The organism is Micromonospora sp. NPDC049114, from assembly GCF_040648635.1.
In the GTDB taxonomy this organism is placed as follows: Bacteria; Actinomycetota; Actinomycetes; order Mycobacteriales; family Micromonosporaceae; genus Micromonospora.
Genome location: NZ_JBEZEA010000001.1, coordinates 96,473 through 117,044 on the forward strand (window position 1 = coordinate 96,473; position 20,572 = coordinate 117,044).

General features: G+C 72.7%; 19 protein-coding genes and 3 tRNA genes. 4 read left to right on the forward strand and 18 right to left on the reverse strand.

The window, feature by feature from the left end; genetic code table 11:
• Positions 1 to 127: 127 nt before the first annotated feature.
• The 4 genes from AB0B39_RS00450 to leuC form a co-directional block, all read right to left on the reverse strand.
• A complete protein-coding gene (locus AB0B39_RS00450; protein WP_357573123.1) occupies positions 128 to 2,137 on the reverse strand; it encodes an endonuclease/exonuclease/phosphatase family protein in 2,010 nt (669 codons plus the stop codon).
• Between the two features lie 142 nt (positions 2,138 to 2,279).
• A complete protein-coding gene (locus AB0B39_RS00455) occupies positions 2,280 to 2,930 on the reverse strand; it encodes an HU family DNA-binding protein (RefSeq protein WP_234591306.1) in 651 nt (216 codons plus the stop codon).
• Between the two features lie 172 nt (positions 2,931 to 3,102).
• A complete protein-coding gene (leuD, locus tag AB0B39_RS00460) occupies positions 3,103 to 3,690 on the reverse strand; it encodes a 3-isopropylmalate dehydratase small subunit (RefSeq protein WP_357494223.1) in 588 nt (195 codons plus the stop codon).
• Positions 3,691 to 3,704: 14 nt separating this feature from the next.
• Positions 3,705 to 5,150, reverse strand: a complete 1,446-nt coding sequence (gene leuC / locus AB0B39_RS00465) for a 3-isopropylmalate dehydratase large subunit (protein WP_357494221.1) — start codon at positions 5,148 to 5,150, stop codon at positions 3,705 to 3,707.
• 49 nt (positions 5,151 to 5,199) lie between these two features.
• Between leuC and AB0B39_RS00470 the strand changes: the two genes are divergently transcribed.
• On the forward strand, positions 5,200 to 5,886 hold the full coding sequence (locus AB0B39_RS00470) for an IclR family transcriptional regulator (RefSeq protein WP_007456408.1): 687 nt from the start codon (positions 5,200 to 5,202) through the stop codon (positions 5,884 to 5,886).
• A 136-nt stretch (positions 5,887 to 6,022) separates the two neighbouring features.
• Here AB0B39_RS00470 and AB0B39_RS00475 read toward each other — a convergent pair.
• The 4 genes from AB0B39_RS00475 to AB0B39_RS00490 form a co-directional block, all read right to left on the reverse strand.
• Positions 6,023 to 6,095 (reverse strand) — tRNA-Glu (locus AB0B39_RS00475).
• A 170-nt stretch (positions 6,096 to 6,265) separates the two neighbouring features.
• Positions 6,266 to 6,338 (reverse strand) — tRNA-Glu (locus AB0B39_RS00480).
• 135 nt (positions 6,339 to 6,473) lie between these two features.
• Positions 6,474 to 6,545 (reverse strand) — tRNA-Gln (locus AB0B39_RS00485).
• Between the two features lie 108 nt (positions 6,546 to 6,653).
• Positions 6,654 to 7,457, reverse strand: a complete 804-nt coding sequence (locus tag AB0B39_RS00490; protein ID WP_234591312.1) for a fumarylacetoacetate hydrolase family protein — start codon at positions 7,455 to 7,457, stop codon at positions 6,654 to 6,656.
• Positions 7,458 to 7,632: 175 nt separating this feature from the next.
• Here AB0B39_RS00490 and AB0B39_RS00495 point away from each other — a divergent pair, with 175 nt between their 5' ends.
• Both AB0B39_RS00495 and AB0B39_RS00500 read left to right on the forward strand, forming a co-directional pair.
• Positions 7,633 to 9,111: a hypothetical protein gene (locus AB0B39_RS00495; protein ID WP_357573124.1), complete on the forward strand. Its 1,479-nt coding sequence runs from the start codon at positions 7,633 to 7,635 to the stop codon at positions 9,109 to 9,111.
• A 34-nt stretch (positions 9,112 to 9,145) separates the two neighbouring features.
• A complete protein-coding gene (locus AB0B39_RS00500) occupies positions 9,146 to 10,012 on the forward strand; it encodes a 3-methyladenine DNA glycosylase (RefSeq protein WP_357573125.1) in 867 nt (288 codons plus the stop codon).
• A 51-nt stretch (positions 10,013 to 10,063) separates the two neighbouring features.
• Here AB0B39_RS00500 and AB0B39_RS00505 read toward each other — a convergent pair whose 3' ends face one another.
• From AB0B39_RS00505 to AB0B39_RS00545, 9 genes are all read right to left on the reverse strand, one after another.
• Positions 10,064 to 10,657 (reverse strand): TetR family transcriptional regulator, encoded by a 594-nt coding sequence (locus tag AB0B39_RS00505; RefSeq protein WP_357494214.1) that lies wholly within the window; start codon positions 10,655 to 10,657, stop codon positions 10,064 to 10,066.
• Between the two features lie 73 nt (positions 10,658 to 10,730).
• Positions 10,731 to 11,729 carry an aldo/keto reductase gene (locus tag AB0B39_RS00510; protein ID WP_357573126.1) on the reverse strand — a complete coding sequence of 333 codons (999 nt, stop codon included), beginning with the start codon at positions 11,727 to 11,729 and terminating at the stop codon, positions 10,731 to 10,733.
• 113 nt (positions 11,730 to 11,842) lie between these two features.
• Positions 11,843 to 12,268, reverse strand: a complete 426-nt coding sequence (gene arfB / locus AB0B39_RS00515; protein WP_234581267.1) for an alternative ribosome rescue aminoacyl-tRNA hydrolase ArfB — start codon at positions 12,266 to 12,268, stop codon at positions 11,843 to 11,845.
• A gap of 34 nt (positions 12,269 to 12,302) precedes the next feature.
• Complete coding sequence (locus AB0B39_RS00520; protein ID WP_357494210.1) at positions 12,303 to 12,599, reverse strand: hypothetical protein; 297 nt, start codon at positions 12,597 to 12,599, stop codon at positions 12,303 to 12,305.
• Between the two features lie 99 nt (positions 12,600 to 12,698).
• Positions 12,699 to 13,556 carry a trypsin-like peptidase domain-containing protein gene (locus tag AB0B39_RS00525; RefSeq protein WP_357494208.1) on the reverse strand — a complete coding sequence of 286 codons (858 nt, stop codon included), beginning with the start codon at positions 13,554 to 13,556 and terminating at the stop codon, positions 12,699 to 12,701.
• A gap of 34 nt (positions 13,557 to 13,590) precedes the next feature.
• Positions 13,591 to 14,550, reverse strand: coding sequence for a VWA domain-containing protein (locus AB0B39_RS00530; RefSeq protein ID WP_234581272.1), 960 nt, complete (start codon positions 14,548 to 14,550; stop codon positions 13,591 to 13,593).
• Positions 14,547 to 15,584 (reverse strand): DUF58 domain-containing protein, encoded by a 1,038-nt coding sequence (locus AB0B39_RS00535; RefSeq protein WP_357494205.1) that lies wholly within the window; start codon positions 15,582 to 15,584, stop codon positions 14,547 to 14,549. Before AB0B39_RS00535 ends, AB0B39_RS00530 begins: the two co-directional genes overlap by 4 nt.
• Complete coding sequence (locus AB0B39_RS00540) at positions 15,581 to 16,630, reverse strand: MoxR family ATPase (RefSeq protein WP_234581276.1); 1,050 nt, start codon at positions 16,628 to 16,630, stop codon at positions 15,581 to 15,583. Before AB0B39_RS00540 ends, AB0B39_RS00535 begins: the two co-directional genes overlap by 4 nt.
• 229 nt (positions 16,631 to 16,859) lie before the next feature.
• Positions 16,860 to 17,363 carry a hypothetical protein gene (locus AB0B39_RS00545; protein ID WP_357573127.1) on the reverse strand — a complete coding sequence of 168 codons (504 nt, stop codon included), beginning with the start codon at positions 17,361 to 17,363 and terminating at the stop codon, positions 16,860 to 16,862.
• Positions 17,364 to 17,703: 340 nt separating this feature from the next.
• Between AB0B39_RS00545 and AB0B39_RS00550 the strand changes: the two genes are divergently transcribed.
• Complete coding sequence (locus AB0B39_RS00550; RefSeq protein WP_357573128.1) at positions 17,704 to 18,696, forward strand: endonuclease/exonuclease/phosphatase family protein; 993 nt, start codon at positions 17,704 to 17,706, stop codon at positions 18,694 to 18,696.
• Between the two features lie 82 nt (positions 18,697 to 18,778).
• Here the strand turns inward: AB0B39_RS00550 and cimA are convergent, their stop codons facing one another.
• Complete coding sequence (cimA, locus tag AB0B39_RS00555) at positions 18,779 to 20,377, reverse strand: citramalate synthase (protein WP_357573129.1); 1,599 nt, start codon at positions 20,375 to 20,377, stop codon at positions 18,779 to 18,781.
• Positions 20,378 to 20,572 lie beyond the last annotated feature (195 nt).

Consider the following 20,572-nt stretch of genomic DNA (forward strand, 5'->3'; position numbering starts at 1 on the left):
GCGCTTCGGCGGTTGATCCGCCGCGGATCGCCGGCGTGGCGGTGGCGGGCCACCAGCTACCCCGGCCTCCGCGGCGGATCGCCGACGTGGCGGTGGCCGGCCAGCCAGCGGCGATCCCGGCGCGGGGTCAGCGGGGCGGCAGGGTGAGGGTCACCGCCACCGGCAGGTGGTCGCTGGCCTCGCCGCGCGGCGCGACCGGATCCGTCGCCGTCAGGCCGGGCGAGACGAAGACGTGGTCGATCTGCTGGCGCGGATCGTCGGCGGGGCTGGTCGCCAGCGGACGGGCGACCGCCAACGCGTCGACCAGCCCGGCCGCGGTGAACTGCTCGAACGCCTCATCGCCCGGCTCGGTGTTCAGGTCGCCGGCCACCACGAGGGGCCGGCCGGCCGCGTACCCGGTGGCGAAGTCGGCCACCGCGCGAGCCTGTGCCACCGGGCCCGCGTCCGGTGGCGGTTGCAGGTGGGTGCTCACCACAGCGGCACGGACACCGTCTCCGAGGTCCAGGGTGACGGCCAGAGCCTGCGCTCCGGTGGGTGCTCCGAGGGCCGGCAAGGGCCGGGACCGTGGGTCGGTGACCGGCCAGCGGCTGAGCACCGCGTCACCCCAGACCGGGTCGGCGGCCGGCCCGAACACGTACGGCATGCCGAGCCGGTCGGACAGCAGGTCCAGCGTGTCGTGGCCGCCGTTGAGCAGCCAGCCCCGGTCCACCTCGCTGAGCAGCACCACATCGGGCCGCTGCCGGTCGATCGCCGCGGTCAGGGCGGCCAGGTCGAACCGGCCGTCCAGCCCGAAGCCCATCCGGATGTTGTACGCCACCACTGTCAACCGCTCCGGCGGACCCTCCCGGTTGCTCGCCACCGCCACCTCGTCGGCGACGAACGGCGCGAGCAGAGCCAGCACGGCGACCCCGCCAGCGGTCCGCAGCGGCGGAAGCGGGCCGGGACGCCGGTCGCCGGACGGACGGGCCGCCAGGGCCACTGCGGCGACCACGCCGGCCACCACCACCGGCACCGCCGCGTTCGGGTAGCCCAGGTCGTAGGCGGAGTAGTAACCCACCGCACCCAGCACGAAGAGCAGCATGCCGGCGGCTACCGCGTACCCCCGACGGGCCGCCGACCGGCGGGTGTCGTCCGTGCCCGTCGCGCCCTCAGCACCGGCACCGGCGACGTCGGCCGCGGCGTCGGCGCGACCCTGAGCGTCGGCACCGGCCGCAACGTCGGCGTCGTCGGCGCGACGTGCAGCGTCGGCGCCGGCCGCGGCGTCGGCGCGGCCCGGTGCGTCGGTGAGCGCGAGGCAGGCGCCGAGTCCGACGGCGGTGAGCAGCATGGCCGCGACGAGCAGGTCGCCACTGTCGAGGGCGAAGAGCACCACGCCAGCCAGCAGGGCCGCCGGCCCGAGCGCTCGACCCCGACCCCGGGTCGGGCCCGCCAGCGCGGCCAGCAGGAACCCGGCGACCGCCACCGGCACCGGCGCCAGGCCGAACAGCGGTGAGCGAGCGACGTCGCCACCCGCGACCAGGTACGACATCCCGGCCTGGGCCAGGGCCGGCGCGAGGGCCACCATGCCGGCCAGCAGCAGCACCGGCCCGGCCAGCAGCCACGACCGGGCGCCACCGGGGCCGGGCGGCGCGGCGGGCAGCGTCGTACCGAGCAGGAACAGCACCACCGCGACGGCGCTCAGCAGCCACGCCACCCAGCCGCCCCGCCAGACGAGATCGTAGGTGTCCAGCAGCGCGTGGACGGCGGCGTTGACCGCCAACCCCAGGGCCAGTCCCGGCACCGGACGGTCGGTGCCACCGGCGACACCCACCAACCAGACCAGACCGGCGAACAGACCGGCGGTGGCCAACCAGAGCTGCGGACGGCCGCCGGGGGCGCTGGTGAGCGCGAGCCGGGCCACGGCCAGCAGCACGGCGGCGACGACGGTGACGCGGCGGGCGCCCACCCGCCGGACCAGCGCCGGCACGGCCATCGCCAGCACGAACCAGCCGAGCGCGAACGCGCCCATCACCTCGGCCGGGGTGGACGCGGCCTGCCCGAAGATGGTGATGATGCCGGGCAGCCAGACGCGCAGCACGTCGATGAGCAGAACGACGCCCAGCGCGAGCGATCCGGTGGTGAGCTGGCGGTAGCGCACCGGCGCCCCATTTCGTCGGCGGACCGGTCCTGAAGGGGGGCCGGCACGGCGATTCTGCGCGTACGGTCCGGCCGGGTCAACGGTCCGGGTACGCGCAAAGGGCGCCCACCGAGAGGTGGACGCCCTTTGGGCGGACAGTCGGTCAGCGCTTGCTGGCCGTCTTCTTGGCCGGAGCCTTCTTCGCCGGCGCCTTCTTGGCCGCCGTGCTCTTGCTCGCCGCCGCGGTGGTCTTCTTCGCCGTGGCGGACTTGGTCGCCGCGGTGGTCTTCTTCGCCGTGGCGGTCTTCTTGCTGGCGGCCGTCTTGGTCGCCGTGGTGGTCTTGCTCGCCTTGGCCGGGGCGGTCTTCTTGCTTGCCGCCTTGGTGGCAGCGGTGGTGGTGGTCTTGCTCGCCTTGGCCGGGGCGGTCTTCTTACTGGCCGCCTTGGTGGCGGTGGCCTTGGTGCCCGCCGCCTTGGTGCCGGCGGTCTTGGCCGTGGTGGTGGCGGTCTTCTTCGCCGCCACCGTGGCCTTCGGCACCTTGCCGCTGGCCACCATCTCCTTGAACCCGGCGCCGGGGCGGAAGGTCGGGACGGACGTCTTCTTGACCTTCACCGCCTCGCCGGTACGCGGGTTGCGCGCTGTTCGTGCGCCACGTACACGCTTTTCGAATGCTCCGAATCCGGTGATCGCCACCTTCTCGCCCTTGGTGACTGCCGCCTGGACCTCAGTGAGGACCGCGTCGAGCGCGGCCGTCGCCGTCTTCCGGTCCCCCAGGCGAACAGCGAGCGCCTCGATGAGCTCGGCCTTGTTCACGACTTCCTCCCGATTGTGCAACTGACTCGACGCGAGCCATTCTGCGCGCACCGTATGCCCTGTGCTGCCTGGACACAAACATTCGGTGGAAAAAAGCCCTTGTGTCGTAACGGATTCACCCCCACCGGTTGGACCGGTGGGGGCGAAATCCGCTGTGCGAGTGGGCGTACGGCTATGCCACCGAGGGCAGGAACGGCAGTCGGGACGCCTCGTAGGAGGCGATGTCATCGGCGTGCCGGAGGGTGAGTCCAATGTCGTCCAGACCCTCCAACAGCCTCCACCGGCTGAAGTCGTCAAGCGGGAACGACCAGGTCGCGTCCCCGGCCCGGAGCTGTCGGGCGGTCAGGTCGACGGTCACCGGAGTGGTTGGTTCGGCCTCGACGAGATCCCACAACTCCTCGATGGCTTTCAATTCCAACTCGACCGGCAGCAGGCCCTCCTTGAGTGCGTTGCCGCGGAAGATGTCACCGAAGCGCGGAGCCACCACGGCGCGGAAGCCCCAGTCCCGCAGCGCCCAGACGGCGTGCTCCCGGGACGAGCCGGTGCCGAACTCCGGACCGGCGATGAGGATCGACGCACCAGAATAGGATTCATCGTTGAGAACGAATGCCGGGTCTTCCCGCCAGGCGCTGAACAGCCCGTCGGCGAAGCCGGTGCGGGTCACCCTCTTGAGGTACACGGCGGGGATGATCTGATCCGTGTCCACGTTGGACCGGCGCAGCGGTACGGCGGTGCCGGTGTGGGTGGTGAACTTGTCCATCTCGTCGGTCCCTTCTACAGGTCGGCGGGGGCGGCCAGCCGCCCGACCACGGCGGTGGCGGCGGCGACCGGCGGGGAGACCAGGTGGGTACGACCGCCCCGGCCCTGCCGGCCCTCGAAGTTGCGGTTGGAGGTGGACGCGGAGCGCTCACCGGGCTTGAGCGTGTCGGGGTTCATGCCCAGGCACATCGAGCAGCCGGCGAACCGCCACTCGGCGCCGGCGTCGGCGAAGACCTTGTCCAGCCCCTCGGCCTCGGCGGCCTCCCGGACGGCGGCGGAGCCGGGCACCACGAGCATCCGGACGGAGTCGGCCACCTTGTGGCCGCGCAGCACGTCGGCGGCGGCCCGCAGGTCCTCCAGGCGGCCGTTCGTGCAGGAACCCACGAAGACGACGTCGATCGGCAGCTCCCGCAGCGGGGTGCCGGGGCGCAGATCCATGTACTCCAGCGCGCGACGGGCGGCGGCGCGCTCCGAGTCGGTGACGAACTCCTCCGGGTCGGGCACCGGCGCGCTCAGCGGTGCGCCCTGCCCGGGGTTGGTGCCCCACGTGACGAACGGCGTGATCCGGCTGGCGTCCAGGGTGACCTCGGCGTCGAAGCGCGCGCCCTCGTCGGTGGGCAGCGTCCGCCACCACGCCAGCGCCGCGTCCCAGTCCGCGCCCTGCGGCGCGTTCGGCCGACCCTTGAGGTACGCGAAGGTCGTCTCGTCCGGCGCGATCATGCCGGCCTTGGCGCCCCACTCGATCGACATGTTGGCGATGGTCATCCGCCCCTCCATGGAGAGGGCCTGGATGGCCGCGCCGCGGTACTCGACGATGTGCCCGCGCCCACCACCGGTGCCGACCTGGGCGATCAGGGCGAGCACCAGGTCCTTCGCGGTGACGCCGGGGGCGAGCTGGCCGGTGACGTTGACGGCCATGGTCTTCGGCCGGCTCTGCGGGAGCGTCTGGGTGGCCAGCACGTGCTCCACCTCGCTGGTGCCGATGCCGAAGGCGAGCGCGCCGAACGCACCGTGGGTGGCGGTGTGCGAGTCGCCGCACACGATCGTCATGCCGGGCTGGGTGACCCCGAGCTGCGGGCCGATGACGTGCACGATGCCCTGGTTCTCGTCGCCGAGCGGGTGCAGCCGCACGCCGAACTCGGCGCAGTTGCGGCGCAGCGTCTCGATCTGCGTACGCGAGGTCGGATCCGCGATGGTGAGCAGGTCACCGCGGCGGAGCCGGAACGCCGGATCGGCGTACCCGGTCGGGGTGTTGTGGTCCTCGGTCGCGAGGGTCAGGTCGGTACGACGCACCCGGCGCCCGGCGAGCCGCAGCCCGTCGAACGCCTGCGGGCTGGTCACCTCGTGCAGCAGGTGCAGGTCGATGAAGAGCAGGTCCGGCTCACCAGCGGCGGACCGTACGACGTGCGCGTCCCAGACCTTCTCGGCCAGGGTCCTCGGCTCAGGAGTGACTCCCACCATCTGGACATCCTAAATTCTGGGAGGTAAGTTTCGGCTTGTGGGACACAGTATGAGCGGTGTCGGCGTTCTCGACAAGGCGGTGGTCATCCTGGCCGCCTGTGTCGACGGCGCCAGCCTTGCCGAACTCGTTGAACGCACGAAGCTGCCCCGGGCCACCGCGCACCGGCTGGCACAGGCACTGGAGATCCATCGGATGCTGGTCCGGGACACCCAGGGCCGTTGGCGCCCCGGGCCTCGGCTCGGCGAGCTGGCCAACGCCGCCCCGGATGTCCTGCTGACCGCCGCCGAGCCCCTGCTCGCCGCGCTACGCGACGCCACCGGTGAGAGCGCCCAGCTCTACCTGCGCCGCGCCGACGAGCGGATCTGCGTGGCCGCCGCGGAGCGCGCCAGCGGCCTGCGGGACACCGTCCCGGTCGGCTCGGTGCTGCCGATGACCGCCGGTTCGGCGGCCCAGATCCTGCTCGCCTGGGAGCCTCCGGAGGCCGTGATGCCACTGCTGCCGCGCAGCAAGTTCACCGGCCGCACCCTTGCCGAGGTCCGCCGCCGTGGCTGGGCGCAGAGCGTGGCCGAACGGGAGGCCGGTGTGGCGAGCGTCTCCGCCCCGATCCGCGACCGCACCGGCCGCGTGATCGCCTCGGTCAGCATCTCCGGCCCGATCGAACGCCTGGGCCGCCGCCCCGGCGAACGCCACGCCATGGCGGTCGTCAGAGCCGGCCAACGCCTCTCCGGCCTCTAACCCCGCCCCCACCCCGTTGATCATGAAGTTATTGCCCGGACACACCGCGGCGGAGGGCACTAACTTCATGACCAACGGCGGGACCCAGGGGGTACGGGAAAGGCTCACCTCGCGGGGCGAGGTGAGCCTTGGTTTGTAGCCCCGACCGGATTCGAACCGGCGCTACCGCCTTGAGAGGGCGGCGTCCTGGGCCGCTAGACGACGGGGCCAGAACTTCCTGTTCACCGCCCTCGCAGGCGGTGCCGCTGTAGTCTAGCGGCACCGTCCGTCGGGGCGAGCGTGGGGTCTGGGCGCCGTGGACGGCCGTGCGCACCAACGAAACAAGCCGCACCAACGAAACAACCCGCCCCACCGAGGTGGGACGGGTTGTGCACAGATGTAGCCCCGACCGGATTCGAACCGGCGCTACCGCCTTGAGAGGGCGGCGTCCTGGGCCGCTAGACGACGGGGCCAGAACCACTTTTCGCTCCCCCACCCTTGCGGGCGGAGGAGCTGCACTCTACCAGAGGCCACCCTCCGCCCCTCGCGGGGCGGAGGAGAACTCCGTCAGAATCCAGCGTCCGGGATTCTCGCGAATCCCAGCTGCGCTGGGGTACCAGGACTCGAACCTAGACTAACTGAACCAGAATCAGTCGGGCTGCCAATTACCCCATACCCCATTGGCCCCTTGCGGCGCCGGGAGTGAACATTACCCTCCCGGTGCCGGCAGGCCAAATCCGATCCCCCCGAACCACCCGTGAGCTGCGGAAACAGGGGCATCGGACGGATCAGGCGACGGGGACCACCGGGTTGCTGAGCTCGCCGATGCCCTCGATCCGCACGGTGACCGTATCCCCCTCGACGAGAGGGCTAACCCCCGCCGGAGTGCCGGTGAGCACCACGTCGCCGGGCAGCAGGGTCATCACGTGCGAGATGTACGACACCAGGCCGGCCACGTCGAAGACCATGTCCTTCGTCCGGCCGAGCTGGCGTACCTCCATCTCGTCCGGGTTGCGACCCACCTCACACCGGATCTCCAGGTCGGAGACGTCCAACCCGGTGGTGATCCACGGACCGATCGGGCAGAACGAGTCGAAGCCCTTGGCGCGGGTCCACTGCCCGTCCGAGCGCTGCAGGTCCCGGGCGGTCACGTCGTTGGCGCAGGTGTAGCCGAAGATGGCGCGTTCGGCGGCGGCCCGGTCGGCCCGGCGGGCACCCGGCGCACCGATCACGACCGCCAGCTCCGCTTCGTGCTCGACCTGCTTGGAGAAGATCGGCAACCGGATGGCGTCGCGGGGACCGATCACCGAGGTGGACGGCTTGAGGAAGAGCAACGGCTCCTTGGGCACCTCGTTGCCGAGCTCGGCGGCGTGGTCGGCGTAGTTGCGGCCCACGCAGACCACCTTGCTGGGCAGGATCGGCGAGAGCAACCGGACGTCGGAGAGGGCCCAGCGGGCCCCACTGAAGGAGAGCTGGCCGAACGGGTGACCCTCGATCTCGGCGATGGTCAGGCCCTGCGGCCCGGCCTCCGGTTCGCCCTCGACGGCTCCGAACGACATTCCCTTGGCATGAGCGAAACGAGCGATACGCACCCGGCCAATCTAGCCCCGCCGACACGCTCACCGGCCACAACGGGCCGCCGGGTGTGCGCAACCCGTCAGCGTCGCGGCACCCTAGCGCAGGTCCGGGCGGTCGGGGTGGGCTTCGGGATTTCGTACCCGCACGGAGGGCGCGCACCCCTAGCGTCGGCTCCGGAGGTTCGTTCGTATGCCTGCATCGACACGACACCACAGAGCCCTCGCGGTGTTCGTACACTGCCTCGGCATCCTCGCCGCCGTGCCGGCCCTGCCCGCGGCGGCCCCGGAGGCGGCGGCCGCGCCACGACCAGCAGCCGCCACGCCACGACCAGCCGAGTCCGTGCCACGACCAGCCGCGCCGACGCCACGTCCGACGGCGCCAGCGCCCGGACCGACGGCTGTCACGCCACCCGCGTCCGTCAGCCCGGCGCCACCGGCGGTGGCGGTGGCCGCGCGGTTGCCCGTGGCGGCGAGCGCGGAGCCCACCCCGCCCTCGGCGCCGCCGGCGGTGGCACCGCCGTCGCCGGTGCCGGTGTCCGCGCCCCCGCCTCCGGTCACGGTGGCGGTCGCGTCGGAGAGCAGCCCGGCGCCGCGGTACCGCATCCACGTCCGCAATGTGGGCAACTCGCCGCTCGACACGACGGTGCGCCAGGAGTTGCCGTCCGGGTCGTCGCCCACCGCGATCAGCGGGGGCGGACAGTCCAGCCGCTCCGGTGGGTCCACGGCAGAGGTGACCTGGCGGTTGCGGCTGCCCGCGCACAGCACCACCACGCTGGGCACCGCGCTGACCGCTGTCGCGCCAGGTCAGCCGCTGACGGCGCCGGCCTGCGCGTTCACCAGTGACGGCACCCGGCCGTACGACTGCGCCACCGCCACCTGGCAGGCGGCCGGAGCCGCCCCGGCGGCCGAGGTCACCCAGGCGCCGCCCTGGCGGCGGTATCCGGTGCTGCTGGCCGGGTTGGGCGTCCTGGTGCTGCTCAGCGCCCTCGTGGTCTATGTGTGGCGTCGACGGCGCGGACGGCGGGTGACCGCCGCCGCCCTGGCCACCAACGGAACGCCGGACGGTGGGCGCGGGACGATCTATCCACGTCCGGCGACTCCCGACCCGCGCCGACGGCGGCGTACCCCGCCGGTCTGGCTGCTGGTTGGCGCGGCGGTGGTGGTGCTGGCGGGCGTGATCGGCACGGCCGGCTGGACGGCGACCCGGCAGGTGTCGTCGATCGACACCCAGAAGCAGCCGACCAGCGGCGCGTGGATGGGCACCGGAGTCTCCGGACCGGTGGGTGTGCCGCTGCGGGAGTCCGCGTTCGAGTTCACCGTCTACCGGATGACCTGTGGCGCGGCGGGCGCGGCCGGGGGGACCGGCGCGGCACCGGCCGGGGGTCGGCGTTGCCAGGCCACCGTGGGTGTGCGCAACGTCACCGGCAGCCAGCAGCCCTGGCACGGCCAGCTGCAACGCGCCTACCTGCCGGGCGGGCGGTGGGTGAGCACTGACGAGCCGGCCACCCGGACGGCCAACCTGGGTCGGGACGTCTTCGCCGACCCGGTGGCCGCGGGCAGCCGGGTGGTGCTCCCGCTGGTGTTCACCGTCGACGGGCGGGACCCGCCCCAGCAGCTGGAGCTGCGCAGCGGCGTGTTCTCGGCCGGCGTCCGGGTGCACATGCCCTGACCGGCGATCGGGCGGCGGTCGTACCCTGGGGTCCGTGACCGCCGCCCTCGCCCCCGCCGTGCTCGACGTGGCGGCGTGGCGTGCGCGCCGCCGGGCCCACGAGGAGCGGGTGGACGTGTGGCTGACGCCGCACCTGGCCCGACGACGTCGGGGTGAGCGGCATCCGGTGGCCGACTTCCTGTTCACCTACTACTCGCACCGGCCGGCGCAGCTGCGCCGCTGGCACCCGGGCGCGGGGGTCGAGCTGCGCGACGCGGACCCGGCCGAGTTCGGCCGGGACTACCGCGCCACCGCCGCCGGGGTCACCCTCGACACCGAGGCGGTACGCGGGCGACGCGGCGAGTCGATCGCGTGGATCCGCTCGCTGCTGGCGGCCACTGCCGCCCGACCGGCGCACTTCGGCTGCTTCGGGATGCACGAGTGGGCGATGGTGTACCGGCAGACCCGCGAGGAGCTGCGGCACAACGCCTGGCCGTTGCGGTTGGATCCGGAGCGGACCGCCGCGGTCGTCGAGGAGCGCGGGGTGCGGTGCAGCCACTTCGACGCGTTCCGGTTCTTCACCCCGCCGGCCCGGCCGTTGAACCTGCTCACCCCGACCCGGGAGACGCAGCACGCGCACGAGCAGCCGGGCTGTCTGCACGCCAACATGGACCTCTACAAGTGGGCGTACAAGTTGTCGCCGCTGGTGCCCTCGGAACTGGTGGCGGACTGTTTCGAGCTGGCGCGGGAGGTCCGCACGTTGGACATGCGGGCCAGCCCGTACGACCTGGCGGCGCTCGGTTACCCGCCGGTGCGGGTGGAGACCGTCCAGGGTCGGGCGGAGTACGCCGCAGCGCAGCGCGAGTTCGCCGACCGTGCGGCAGTGCTCCGCGACCGGCTGCTGGCCGCCGTTCCCGGCTGAGCGTCGACGGCCCGGCCCGGCCGGGCGGCTGGCCCGTGCCGTGGCCCGGAGTCAGCGCGCGCGGGCTCGCAGGCCGTCGAGGAGCAGCGCGACCACAGCGGCCAGGTCGTCGTCGAGCCCGGGCTCGCTCCACTCCGTCCGGTGCGACGGGTGGTGGAACCGCGCGGTGGCCTGCAACAGCGCGCGACCGGCCACCGCCGGGTCGGGCACGGTGAAGTCGCCGGCGGCGACTCCGTCCGCGACGATCAGGCTGAGCTGACCGGCGAGAACCTCCAGGTGGGTGGCGACCGCTCCCTCGGAGAGCGTGGCGAGTTGGTGGAAGTTGTCGAACAGCTCCGGGTCCTCCCGGGCCATCCGCCGTTTGGTGCCGCTCAGCTCGGCCAGCCACCGGCGCAGCCGTTGCGGGGCCGGGTCGGCGCCGGTGGCGACGTCGATCAGCGGGGTGGAGACGCGGGCCAGCCAGCGTTCGGCGACCGCCTCGCGCAGCGCGGCCTTGCTGGCGAAGTGCCGGTAGACGCTGCCGTGGCTGACACCCAGCGCGCGTGCCACGTCCAGCACCGTGGCCTTCGCCGGGCCGTACCGGCGCAGCACCTCCTCGGCGGTGTCGAGGATGCGATCGGCGGTCAGGGCTGTGGTGTCGCTCATCGTCCCAGCCTTCCTGACCGCGTGGCCCGTCGTGGCGCGACCCCCGGCCGGCGGTCGCGCCACGACCGGGTTGTCATGACCGCTCGCTGTCCAGGAACGCCATCTGCGCCTCGTCGTACCGGCTGCCGGCCACCGCGTCGGCGGGGACGGCGGCCTCGATGGCGGCCAGGTCCGTCTCGGTCAGCGTGATCGCGACGGCGCCGAGGGCCTCGGTGAGCCGGTCCCGACGGCGGGCGCCGATCAGGGGTACGACGGTCTCGCCCCGGGCGAGCACCCAGGCGATGGCGATCTGCGCCACGGTGACGCCCCGCGCCTCGGCGATGGCGCGCAGCGCGTCCACGAGGGCGAGGTTGCGGTCCAGGTTCGCGCCGGCGAAGCGCGGCAGGTGGCTGCGGAAGTCGGTGCCGGCGGTCTCCCGCTGCGGCGTCCAGTGGCCGCTGATCAGCCCTCGGGAGAGCACTCCGTACGCGGTGATCCCGACGCCCAGCTCACGTGCGGTCGGCAGGATCTCGGCCTCGGGGGCGCGGGAGATCAACGAGTACTCGATCTGGAGGTCGCTGATGGGGTGCACGGCGTGCGCCCGGCGCAGCGTGTCGGCGCTGACCTCGGACAGGCCGATGTGCCGGACATGACCCGCCTTGACCAGCTCGGCCAGGGTGCCCACGACGTCCTCCACCGGCACGTCGGGGTTGAGCCGGGCGGGGCGGTAGATGTCGACGTGGTCGGTGCCGAGCCGGCGCAGCGTGTACGCCAGGAAGTTCTTGATCGCGACGGGTCGGACGTCGTTGCCGTTCCAACCGCCGTCGACGTCGCGCAGAGCGCCGAACTTCACGCTGATCACCGCGTTGTCCCGGTTGCGGCCGCGCAGCGCGTCGCGCAGCAGCATCTCGTTGTGGCCCATGCCGTAGAAGTCGCCCGTGTCGAGCAGGGTGATGCCGGCGTCCAGGGCAGCGTGGATGGTGGCGATGCTCTCGGCCTCGTCGGCGGGGCCGTAGAGATCCGACATGCCCATCAGGCCGAGTCCGAGCGCGGAGACGGTGGGGCCGGTGGTGCCGAGGGTGCGGGGGTCCATGGGGTGTTCCTCTCCTGGGGTGACATGCCGACCATACACACTTCGGCTGACAGATTCCAGATTCTGTCACTCGCCAGTCGGAGAGGTCACTCACACAGCTCGGTGACGATGGACTAGTCGCCGTCGACGCGGCGGTCGCGCTTGCGCTGCGACTGGCGCTTCTTCTCGGCCAGCCGGCGCTCCTTGGCACCCCGGGACGGCTTGGTCGCCCGACGCGGCGGCGGGGGCGGCGCGGCCGCCTCGCGCAACAGCGCGACCAGCCGCTCGCGGGCCGCCTCCCGGTTGGCGAGCTGCGCCCGGTGCTCGCTGGCCGCGATCGTGAGCACGCCGTCCACCAGCCGGTTGGCGAGTCGTTCCAGCGCCCGCGACCGGATCCAGTCGGGCACCGACGGAGAGTTGGCCAGGTCGTAGCTCAGCTCGACCCGCGAGTCGGCGGTGTTCACGCCCTGCCCGCCGGGGCCGGACGAGCGGGAGAAGCGCTCCCGCAGCTCCCCGGCGGGGACGACCCACCGATCGGTCACCCGCAGTCCGTCGTCCACGCCCCGAGGCTAGCCGGCTGCGGCCCGCCCCGGGTCACCGGCGCGGAGGCTCACTCTGCGTCGTGGACGGGCTCGGCGCCGGACCGGCGGTCTCGTCGTGCGAGCCGACCGCGGCGTACGCCACGGCGCCGAACAGCAGCAGCCCGATCACGGCGGCCTTCACCGCGACCCCGCGGATCAGCAACCACGCGCCCCGGCGAGCGCCGGGCACCGATTTCTTCGCGGTCTGGTAGTCGGTCCACCCGCGTCGCGCCCGGGCGTACGCCGACCCCACCGCACATCCGATGATCAGGCCCACCAGCAGGAGGACCGTGAGAAGAGGACGCTCCACCTCCGCCAGTATCCATACCGAGCGTCATATTTCCATGGCCCGATGACGTGTGGCCGGATATCCGACACTGGAGGCGGCCCGATGGGCCGTACGAGCAGCTCAGCCGCCCTTGCCGATGATCGTGTCGGCGGTCTGCTGCACCTGGTCGATCGGAATGGCGAAGCCGATGCCGATCGACCCGTTGCCGTCGATCGTGGCGATCGCGGTGTTCACCCCGACCACCTCGCCTCGGGCGTTGACCAGCGGCCCGCCCGAGTTGCCGGGGTTGATCGACGCGTCGGTCTGCACCGCGCGGTGCCGGCTGTTGCCCAACCGCACCTGGCGGTCCAGCGCGCTGACGATGCCCGCGGTGACCGTCCCCGACAGCCCCAGCGGTGAGCCCACCGCCAGCACCGGCTCACCGACCCGGGTGGCACCCGGCTTGGCCAGCGGCAACGGGGCGAGGCCGGCCGACGGCGGCACCTTCAGCACCGCCAGGTCGCTGCGCGGCTCCCGGCCGACCACCTCGGCCTCGTACCGGCGGCCGTCGGGCAGCTCCACCGTGACCGGTCCACCACCGCCCTTGGCCAGGATGTGGTCGTTGGTGACCAGGTGCTGCTGGTCGTCGATGGCGAACCCGGAACCGGTCGCGGACGCGCCGTTCGCGCCACCGGCGAGCACCGACACCACACCGGGCACGGTCCGCTCGGCGGCGGTGACCAGCTCCGCCGGCACCGGTGCGGCGGACGCCGCGGACGATCCCGTGCCGTCCCGACTGGCCACCACACCGCCGGCCAGGGCGCCCGAGACGGCCGACACCGCGATGACCGCCAACGCGGCGAGCAGCCGGCCGGGGCGCCGCCCGCCGGGGTCCCGCCCCGAGCCGGGCGCGTCCCACCACCCGCGCCCGTCCGGGTCGAGCTCCGGCGAGATGAACCAGGGACCGCGCGGTTCGCCCAGTCCGGTCTGCACTGCCATGCGTACTCCTCACGGTCGACGTCGGCGCTGTGGATCAGGGCAGTCGGGAGAACCAGCGCATCGAGCCGGCGGCGGCGCCCATCGCGAACACCAGCCCGAGGCCGATGAACCGGGCCGAGACGTCCTGGCGTTCGGTGCGGTAGCCGACCGAGCTGCCGATGTCGTCGTAGACCGCGCGCAACTCGTCGCTGGTGCTGGCCTCGTGGAACATTCCGCCGGTCTCGTCGGCGACGGCCTTGAGGGTCTGCCCGTCGACCGGCACCTGGATCGGCCGTCCGCCCCGGTCCACGAAGCCGGACGGCGTGCCGAAGGAGATCGCGTGCACCGGCACCTTCGCCGCGACCGCCTCTCCCGCCGCCTCCATCGGGTCCATCCCGGAGGTGTTGGCCCCGTCGGAGAGCAGGATGATCCGGGCCGGCGGTGGCTCCTTCGCGGCCTCGCTGTCCAGGCTCTTGACCGCGCCGAGCGAGGTGTTGATGGCCTCACCGATCGCGGTGCCCTGCACCCCGGTCACCCCCTCGGCGAGACGACCGATGCCCTCGTCCAGGGCGTCCCGGTCGGTGCCGGGCGGCACCAGGACGGCGGCGCTGCCGGCGAACGCGACAAGCCCCACGTTGAACTCGTCGGGCAGGCCCTCGACGAAACGTCGGGCCGCCTGTTTGGCCGCCGCCAGCCGGTCCGGCTCCACGTCGGTGGCGAGCATGGAGGTGGACACGTCGACGGCGACCATCACCGTGGCGCGTTCCCGGGGGACCCGGACCTCGGCGGTGGGCCTGGCGAAACCGACCACGAGCAGCGCCAGCATGGCCAGGAACAGCCCGGCCGGGACGTGCCGGCGCCAGGCCGGACGAACGGGCGCCACCCGGTCCAGCAGCCGCAGGTTGGTGAAGCGGACGGCGTACCGGCTGCGTCTGCGCTGCATCACCAGGTACGCGCCGACCAGCGCGAGCACGCCGATCAGCAGCCAGAGTCGCAACGGGGACTCCCAGGTCACGCGGCACCTCCCCGGACGGCTCCGGCCGGTGCGGCGGCCATCCGCCGCTGGGCGTGCACGTGCCGGACGATGTCGGCGCTGAAGTCCCGGTCGGTGCGCAGCGCCAGGTGCGTGGCCGCGCTCCGGCGCAGCGCCTGGCGGACCTGCTCACGCTGGGCGGCGGCGGCCGCGGCGTACCGCTCCCGCAGGCGGCGGTCCGATGTGCACACCTCGCGGCGGCGGCCGGTCTCCGGGTCGACGAGCGTGATCAGCCCGACGTCGGGCAGTTCCAGCTCGCGCGGATCGGTCACCTCGATCGCCAGCACCTGGTGGCGGGCGGACAGCCGACGCAGGGTCCGCTCCCAGGGTGGCGGCTCCTCGGGGTCGTCGGGCAGGCCGTCGAGGAAATCGGAGACCACCACGACCAGCCCGCGCTGGTTGGCGACCCGGTGCACCGCGTCGAGCCCGTCCGCCAACTCCGCCGCCGCGGCCGGCTGCGGGGTCTCCGGCCGCGACCGGGACCGGTCGCCGGGCTCGGTCGCGCGCGGCGCGGTCAGCAGCGCGCGGAGCAGACCGAGCAGATGGGTACGCCCGCTGCGGGCGGGAAAGCGTCGTACCCCGTCGGCGCGCAGCACCTGGGCGCCCAGCCGGTTGCCGATGCCGGCGGTCAGGAAGCCCACCGCCGCCACGGCCGCCACCGCCAGCTCCCGCTTGTCCAGCGCGGCGGTGCCGAACTCCATGCTGGCGCTGGCGTCGACGAGCAGCCAGGTGGTGAGTTCCCGGTCGGCGTCGACCTGTCGGACGTGCGGCACGGCGGTCCGGGCGGTCACCGCCCAGTCCATCCGGCGGACCTCGTCCTCCCCCGGCCGGTACTCGCGGCTGCCGGCGGGTTCGCTGCCCGGCCCCGGGAGCAGGCCACGGTACTGGCCGTGCAGCAGACCGTTGAGCCGGCGGGTGACTGTCAGTTCCAGTCGGCGCAGCCGCTGGTCGGGGGTCAGCTCGGCCAGGCTCGGGTCGGGCGGGGTGGCCACCGACGTACGGCCGGCGCGTCTCACGCCGCCGCCAGGTCGGGGGCGTGCTGAGGGTGCCCGGTGGCCACCCGGGGCGGCGGCACCGCCTCCACGAGCCGCCGGACCAGGCTCTCGGCCGAGACCCCGTCGGCCACGGCGTCGAAGGAGAGCACCAGCCGGTGGGACAGGACGTCCACCGCCAGTTCCCGGACGTCCTCGGGCAGCACGTACTCGCGTCCCCGCAGCAGCGCCTGCGCGCGGGCGGCGGCGACCAGGCCGAGCGTCGCCCGTGGGCTGGCGCCGTACGCCAGCAGCGGCGCGAGTTCGGCCAGCCCGAACCGGCCCGGGTCGCGGGTGGCGAGGATGAGCCGGACGACGTACTCGGCCAGGGCGTGGTGGACGAAGACCCGCTCGGCGTGCTCCTGGAGCAGTCGCAGGCGTTGCGGGTCGAGCACCTGGCGGGCCCGGGGCCGGTCGGTGCTCATCCGGTAGAGGATGGCCAGCTCGTCGGCGTCGCTGGGATAGTCGACGACGACCTTCATGAGGAACCTGTCGCGCTGCGCCTCGGGGAGCTGGTAGACCCCCTCGGACTCGATCGGGTTCTGCGTGGCCAGCACCAGGAACGGCGTCGGCACCGGCCAGCTGCGCCCGCCGATGGAGACCTGCCGTTCGGCCATCGCCTCCAGCAGCGCCGACTGGACCTTGGCCGGCGCGCGGTTGATCTCATCGGCGAGCACCAGGTTGGCCATGATCGGGCCCAGCTCGATGTCGAAGGTCTCCTTGGAGGCCCGGTAGATCCGGGTGCCGACGATGTCGGAGGGGACCAGGTCCGGGGTGAACTGGATCCGGGAGAAGGTCCCGCCGACCACTGTGGCGAGGGTCTGCGCCGCAAGGGTCTTGGCCACGCCGGGCACGCCCTCCAGAAGGCAGTGCCCGTTGGCGATGAGTGCGGTGAGCAGACGTTCGACGAGCCGATCCTGCCCGACGATCACGCGTTTGACCTCGAAGAGGGTCTGTTCCAGCTCGGCGCCGGTCGGCTCGGGATCGACCGAGGTGGGCAGGCTGGCCAGGGTGTCCGAGATGTCCGTCACGGTGCTTGCTTCCCGGGCGGGGGCCTCGGCAAACGTCGGATTGTGAGCGCCGGACGGGTCCGTTGTGTCCTGAATGAGCAGGAGCCGCCCGGACGGGGAACAACCGGGAGGACTCGCTCGCACGGGCATGACCACCCCGACGAGGCAGGAGCCGGCCGGCGGCGACGAGGAACCCCCGGACACGACACGGCCCCCGCAGTCGACTGCGGGGGCCGGACGTTCGAATCGGTCAGGGCAGGTGGACGACCAGGTGGAAGCCCAGGTCGGTCGGGGTGCCCGCCGAGTTGCGGGTCTGCACGAAGACCGCGTTCGGCGTGCTGAGCCGGGGCGCCACCGAGATCTCGCCGGCCGGCGGAATGCAGCAGGCGTCGGCGCGACCGACGGTGACCACGAAGACACCAGCCGTGACGACCTGGCCGAACTGCACCTCGTACTGCCCGGTGCCGTACTTGATGACCGTGCCGGTGCCGCGCGCCTTGGTGCCGTTGGAGTTGACGACGACGATTGTGGTGGAGGCGACGAGCGTGGTGTTGGCCTTCAGCGCGGCCTTGGCCTTGCGGGCCGACTCGGCCGTGACCGGTGGTTGGGCGTTGGTGCCGCGCGCCGCCGGCTGGACGGACGCCTGCGGCGTCTTCGCCGACGGCTGGGCGACGGCGATCCCCCCACCAGCCAGGGTGAGCGCCAGGACAGCGAGCGTGACCGCCGCCGCCTTACGTCGGAAGAATGTTCTCATGACAGGTCCCCCTTGTGTGACCGTGCGAATTCGGCCGACCCGCGGGGCGGGACGGATGACTGCCAATAATGGGATCGACGACGACACGAGAAGCGGTTGAAGCTCGCTCGCCCGCAGTCGGGAAAGCTGATTTCTCGTTGATCCGCATCCGGCCTGAGCTGCTGTTACTACTCAGCGTTGCGTCGTTTAACCAGATGGAACGTAGCACCGCAAAAAGCGGGAGGTCAATAGTTGATCTCGCATTATCGGCCTGTCGTGCAGCCGTCAGATAATTGTGAAAGATGAACGTGTCAACCATTCACACAAATGGCGGGGACCCGCCACCGCTACGCTGACCGCCATGATCGTCGACACTGCGCTCACGCCGACCCGCCGCCGGGCGTCGATCGGCACGGCGCTCTGCTGGGTGGCGGTCGGGCCCACTGCCGCCTGGGCCGCCGTACGACTGGCGGGGCTGGACCGGGGGCCACTGGTGCAGGCGCTCGCCTTCACCCCGTACGTCGCCGCGTTCAGCGTGCTGGCCCTCGGCCTCACCGTCGCCCTGCGGCGCTGGTGGCCGGCGGCGGTCGCGGCCCTGGCCGCGGTGGCACTTGTCGGCGTGGTAGCCCCCCGGGCGCTGGCCGCCCCACAGCCGGCGGCGACCGGCCCGACGATCCGGCTGCTCACGGCCAACCTGCTCGTCGGGGCCGCCGACCCGGGGGCACTCGTCGAGCTGGTCCGGCAGCACCGGGTCGACGTGCTCACCGTGCAGGAGTTCACACCTGAGGCGCAGGCCGGCCTGGACCGCGTCGGCCTCGACCGGCTGCTGCCGTACCGGCAGCTCAACGCGCAGGTGGGCACGCCCGGTTCCGCGCTCTACTCGCGGTGGCCGATCAGCGACGTCGGCATCCGCAACAACCGCGGTGGCTGGGGATTCACCCAGGCGTACGGGACGCTCGCCGTCCCCGGTGGGCCCCCGGTCCGGGTCGAGTCGGCCCACCCCGCGGCGCCGTCCGCGCTGGACCAGGTCGGCGCCTGGCGTGCCGACCTGATCGCCCAACCACCGGCCACCCCCGGTGGTGGCCTGCGGATCCTCGCCGGAGACTTCAACTCCACACTGGACCACGGGCCGCTGCGCGCGCTGCTGCGCACCGGCTACGTCGACGCCGCGGACGCCACCGGCACGGGCCTGACCGGCACGTGGGGGCCGTACGACGGCGACCTCATCCCCCCGGTCACGATCGACCACGTGCTCGTCGACCGCCGCATCGCCGCCAACAAGGTGGAAGTGTTCGGCCTGGGCGGCAGCGACCACCGCCCCGTCCTGGCCACCCTCCGCCTGCCCGCGGCCTGAACCCCCGCGATCTTGCACTTTCTGCCCCGACATTCGGGGCACAAGCCGCAGAACGGCGACACAAAGTGCAAGATCGCGGAGGTCAGGAGGTTGGGGCCTTGGCGGAGGCGGGGGCGAGGCCGTAGGTGAGGGCGTCGACCAGGGCGTGCCAGCTGGCCTCGACCACGTTGGGGTGCACGCCCACAGTCGTCCAGTCGCGGCCGGTGTCGTCGGCCGTCTCCAGGAGCACCCGGGTGACGGCGCCGGTACCGTGGCTGCCCTCCAGGATGCGCACCTTGTAGTCGGCCAGCTCGAACTCGCGCAGCCGCGGATAGTGCCGCGCCAGGCCCACCCGCAGCGCCTCGTCGAGGGCGTTGACCGGGCCGTTGCCCTCCGCGGTGGCGATCACCCGCTCGCCGCGTACCCGGATCTTCACGGTCGCCTCGGAGACGACCGCGCCGTCCTCGCGGTGCTCGACCAACACCCGGTACGACTCCAGGGTGAACGGCCGGGCCGGGCCGCCCTCGGGCAGCTCGGAGCGGACCAGCAGCTCGAAGGAGGCGTCCGCCGCCTCGAAGGACCAACCGTCGGCCTCCAACTCCTTGACCCGCTTGGTGACCCGGGTCAGCGCCTCCGGACGGTCGGTCAGGTCCAGGCCGAGCTCACGGCTCTTGAGCTCGACGCTGGCCCGACCGGCCATCTCGGTCACCAGGATCCGCATGTCGTTGCCCACCACCGACGGGTCCACGTGGTTGTAGAGCAACGGGTCGACCTTGATCGCGCTCGCGTGCAGCCCGGCCTTGTGGGCGAAGGCGGCGGCCCCGGCGTACGCCTGGTGGGTGTCGGGGGCGATGTTGGCGATCTCGGCGATGGCGTGCGAGACCCGCACCATCTGCGCCAGGCAGCCCTCCGGTAGGACGGGCATGCCGAGCTTGAGCTGGAGGTTGGCGACGACAGCGAAGATGTCGGCGTTGCCGGGGCGCTCGCCGTACCCGTTGGCGGTGCCCTGCACGTGACGGACGCCGGCCTCGACGGCCGCGATCGTGTTGGCCACGGCGCAGGCGGTGTCATTCTGCGCGTGGATGCCGAACAGCGCCGGGTCGACGCCGAGCCGGTTGGTCAGGTCGACGATCGCGGCGGTCACCTGGGACGGCAGCATGCCGCCGTTGGTGTCGCAGAGGACCATCCGCTCGGCGCCCGCGGCGAGCGCGGTCTGCACCACTGACGCGCCGTACGCCGGGTCGTGGCGGTAGCCGTCGAAGAAGTGCTCGCCGTCGACGAACACCCGGCGGCCCTCGCGGACAAGGTGGCTGACGGTGTCGTGGATCATCGCCAGGTTCTCCGCGCCGGTGGTGCGCAGCGCACGCTCGACGTGGCGGATGTCGGCCTTGGCGACCAGCGCGACGGCCGGGGTCTGCGCGTCCAGCAGGGCGCGCACCTGGGGGTCGTCGGCGACCGCCACACCGGCCTTGCGGGTGGCGCCGAACGCGACCAGGGCGGCGTGCCGCAGGTCCAGTTCGGTGCGGGCCCGGCGGAAGAACTCGGTGTCCTTGGGCACCGCGCCCGGCCAGCCGCCCTCGATGAAGCCGACACCGAACTCGTCGAGCAGTCGGGCCACCGCCAGCTTGTCGACCACCGAGTAGGTGAGCCCCTCGCGCTGGGCGCCGTCGCGCAATGTCGTGTCGAAGACCTGGAACGTCATCAGGATCCTTTCTCGGAGCAACAAAAAGACCCCCCGCGGATGCGGGAGGTCTGCGCGCTCGGCGGAGGGAGAGCCGGCGCGCTAGGTCGCAATAATCAGGGCGGTGCTGGTCACGCTCGCTACTCTGCCACTCGCCCCCGTTCGTGGGAGAAACTATCCACATCTCGGGACGGCACGGCCGGTGTCGCCACGCCT

Excerpts from the sequence above, each read along its gene's own strand:
- leuD (WP_357494223.1), bottom strand. The coding sequence starts at position 3,690 with ATGGACAAGTTCACCACCCACACCGGCACCGCCGTACCGCTGCGCCGG.
- leuC (WP_357494221.1), bottom strand. The coding sequence starts at position 5,150 with ATGGTGGGAGTCACTCCTGAGCCGAGGACCCTGGCCGAGAAGGTCTGG.
- AB0B39_RS00470 (WP_007456408.1), top strand. The coding sequence starts at position 5,200 with ATGAGCGGTGTCGGCGTTCTCGACAAGGCGGTGGTCATCCTGGCCGCC.
- AB0B39_RS00495 (WP_357573124.1), top strand. The coding sequence starts at position 7,633 with ATGCCTGCATCGACACGACACCACAGAGCCCTCGCGGTGTTCGTACAC.
- AB0B39_RS00505 (WP_357494214.1), bottom strand. The coding sequence starts at position 10,657 with ATGAGCGACACCACAGCCCTGACCGCCGATCGCATCCTCGACACCGCC.
- AB0B39_RS00510 (WP_357573126.1), bottom strand. The coding sequence starts at position 11,729 with ATGGACCCCCGCACCCTCGGCACCACCGGCCCCACCGTCTCCGCGCTC.
- AB0B39_RS00525 (WP_357494208.1), bottom strand. The coding sequence starts at position 13,556 with ATGGCAGTGCAGACCGGACTGGGCGAACCGCGCGGTCCCTGGTTCATC.
- AB0B39_RS00545 (WP_357573127.1), bottom strand. The coding sequence starts at position 17,363 with ATGAGAACATTCTTCCGACGTAAGGCGGCGGCGGTCACGCTCGCTGTC.
- AB0B39_RS00550 (WP_357573128.1), top strand. The coding sequence starts at position 17,704 with ATGATCGTCGACACTGCGCTCACGCCGACCCGCCGCCGGGCGTCGATC.
- cimA (WP_357573129.1), bottom strand. The coding sequence starts at position 20,377 with ATGACGTTCCAGGTCTTCGACACGACATTGCGCGACGGCGCCCAGCGC.